The organism is Candidatus Palibaumannia cicadellinicola (assembly GCF_002855795.1).
Taxonomy (GTDB): domain Bacteria; phylum Pseudomonadota; class Gammaproteobacteria; order Enterobacterales; family Enterobacteriaceae; genus Baumannia; species Baumannia cicadellinicola_C.
The window spans coordinates 1-2,905 of the sequence record NZ_NJPO01000120.1 but is presented as its reverse complement, the minus strand read 5'-3'; the positions used below and the strand labels follow the sequence as shown (position 1 = coordinate 2,905).

The window sequence follows — 2,905 nt, the reverse complement described above, 5'->3', positions numbered from 1 at the left end:
TTATAATAGCAATCGTTACACCAGCAACCAATTTATACAAATACCAACAGATCAACTATTCTACAGTGGTATTCGTTTATTGCAGTGTCAAGAATCATTAGGTGGAGTAGTACATGATATCTTAATAACACCTAACCAACTAGATTTCATGAGTATTTACTATCAGCAGCCTGGTAATCCGCTAACAGAATGGATTGTACCGGAAGGCGAATATTTTATGATGGGTGATAACCGTGATAATAGCGCCGATAGCCGTTACTGGGGTTTCGTGCCGGAACAAAATCTCGTGGGTAAAGCTATAGTGATTTGGATGAGCTTCGAAAAACAAGAATATCAGTGGCCAACTGGTGTCCGCTTAAGCCGTATTGGTCGCATTCATTAATAGATTACGATTACTTATCTCCTAATTATTTTATTTACTGATATTTAGATATAATCTAACCGTGTTAATAACCATGTTTATATTTATGTTCATTAAATATGCAATAGTTGTTTTGCACAGAGCAGATTTTTTGGTAACGCATGAACCCCCTATTAAATAATCTCCAAAAGAAAATTGGCTATATTTTTAAACAGCACGAGCTCTTATTACAGGCACTGACACATCGTAGTGCCAGCAATCAACATAATGAACGACTAGAATTTCTCGGTGACTCTATACTGAGTTATGTGATAGCCCATGCGCTATATCAGCGTTTCCAGCGTATTAACGAGGGAGACATGAGCCGTATGCGCGCTACGTTGGTGCGTGGTAATACTTTAGCTGAAATAGCTCGGGAGTGGGAGTTAAGCGCCTATTTACGTCTAGGAATTGGAGAGCTGAAAAGCGGCGGATTACGTCGGGAATCAATTCTTGCCGATACAGTAGAAGCGTTGATTGGTAGTATCTTTCTAGATAGCGATATTATTACTGTAGAGCAATTGATTCTTAACTGGTACCGCAGTCGCTTAAATGAAATTAGTCCGGGGGAAAGACAAAAAGATCCCAAAACTCGCTTGCAGGAGTATCTACAGGGACGTCATATGCCATTACCTATCTATCTTGTTGTGCAAATTAATGGGGAGACTCATGATCCTAAATTTCTAATCCATTGCCAGGTGAGTGGTCTAGCATATCCTGTTATCGGCAATGGTTCTAGCCGTCGTCAAGCAGAACAGGCGGCTGCGAAGCAAGCGCTAAATGCGCTTAAAATGCTAAAAAGAGAATTATCATGAGCGAAAAGATAACCTATTGTGGTTTTATTGCGATCGTGGGGCGTCCTAATGTTGGTAAATCTACTCTTTTCAATCAACTTTTAGGGCAAAAATTGTCTATTACTTCACGTAAGCCACAGACTACACGTCACCGTATTCTAGGTATTAACACAGACATGGAAGGACTATACCAGTCTATTTATATAGATACCCCTGGGCTACATCTTGATGAGAAAAATATGCTTAACCGTTTGATGAACCGCGCTGCTAGCAGATCTATTAGCAATGTAGAACTAGTTATATTCGTGGTAGAAGGCACTAAATGGACTCATGATGACGAAATGATAGTTAATAAACTGTACGATCAGCAGGTGGTGTTAGTTATTAATAAAGTAGATAAAGTGACCAATAAAGAAAAGCTTCTACCACATATTAATTTTCTCAGACAAAAAATTAATAGTCACGCTATTCTACCTACTTGTGCTGTGAACGGCATGGGTATTAATACTTTAGCGATTATTGTGCGTAAGATATTGCCAGTAGCAGTTCACTATTTTCCGATAGAGTCTATCACTGATCGTTCACAGCACTTTGTGGCTTCTGAAATTATCCGTGAAAAGTTAATGCGATTTTTGGGTGATGAGCTACCGTATTCTATAACGGTAGAAATAGAAAGCTTTACTACTAAAAATAACGGCTGTTACGACATCAAAGGAATAATTTGGGTCGAAAAAGTAGCACATAAAAAAATACTCATCGGTAATCAAGGTAAAAAGATAAAAATTATCGGTATTGAAGCTAGACAGACGATGAAAACTATATTTCAAACCAGTGTGCATCTAGAACTATGGGTTAAGGTGAAATTAGGATGGACTAATGATGAATCTACCTTGCATCGTCTGGGATATCTGGAATATCCATAAGGTACTTTGATGGTCAAGTTGACAACGCGCTGACTAATATTTGTGATAAGGAGAAAGATATGTCGAAGTTGTTGCTAAACGTTAATATCGATCATGTTGCTACATTACGTAATGTACGGGGTACTGTCGGGCCTGATCCCGTGCAGGCGGCATTTATCGCTGAACAAGCTGGTGCTGACGGAATCACGGTCCATCTACGCGAAGATCGTCGTCATATTACTGATCGTGATGTCGAAATACTACGACAGACGATTCAAACCCGTCTCAACCTAGAAATGGCTGTTACGGATGAGATGGTTACTATAGCCTGTCGTTTGCAACCTCATTTCTGTTGCTTGGTACCAGAAAAACGCCAAGAGTTAACCACAGAAGGCGGATTAGACGTTGCCAAACAGAAAGCAAAATTATGTAATGCGGTTTCTCGTCTGAGCGATGCAGGAATTCAGGTGTCCCTTTTCATCGATGCAGATAAACATCAGGTCGAGGCAGCAGCTGAAATTGGTTCGCCTTATATTGAAATACATACTGGTTTTTATGCCGAAACTAAAAATGCTATCGCCCGTACCGCAGAGCTAGAACGCATTAGACAAACAGCTGATTACGCTGCTCAACTTGGTCTAAAGGCAAATGCTGGTCATGGTCTGAATTACCATAATGTTAACTATATAGCAGCGCTACCATCCATACACGAACTAAATATTGGTCACTCGATTATCAGTCGTGCAGTCATCTGCGGCTTAGCGAATGCGATTACTGATATGAATTCTTTATTATACCATACGCGCCGC

The 2,905-nt window shown here is 40.0% G+C and carries 4 protein-coding genes; all 4 read left to right on the top strand.

The features are described from left to right. A partial coding sequence (gene lepB / locus CEX73_RS02300) for a signal peptidase I (protein ID WP_101626984.1) occupies positions 1-382 on the top strand: 382 nt, incomplete at its 5' end. Positions 383-522: 140 nt separating this feature from the next. Next, positions 523-1,215, top strand: a complete 693-nt coding sequence (gene rnc, locus CEX73_RS02295; protein WP_101626983.1) for a ribonuclease III — start codon at positions 523-525, stop codon at positions 1,213-1,215. Next, positions 1,212-2,117: a GTPase Era gene (era, locus tag CEX73_RS02290; protein WP_101626982.1), complete on the top strand. Its 906-nt coding sequence runs from the start codon at positions 1,212-1,214 to the stop codon at positions 2,115-2,117. The genes rnc and era overlap by 4 nt, the downstream gene beginning before the upstream one ends. 59 nt (positions 2,118-2,176) lie before the next feature. Beyond that, positions 2,177-2,905: pyridoxine 5'-phosphate synthase (gene pdxJ, locus CEX73_RS02285; protein ID WP_101626981.1), on the top strand; the 729-nt coding region annotated here is incomplete at its 3' end.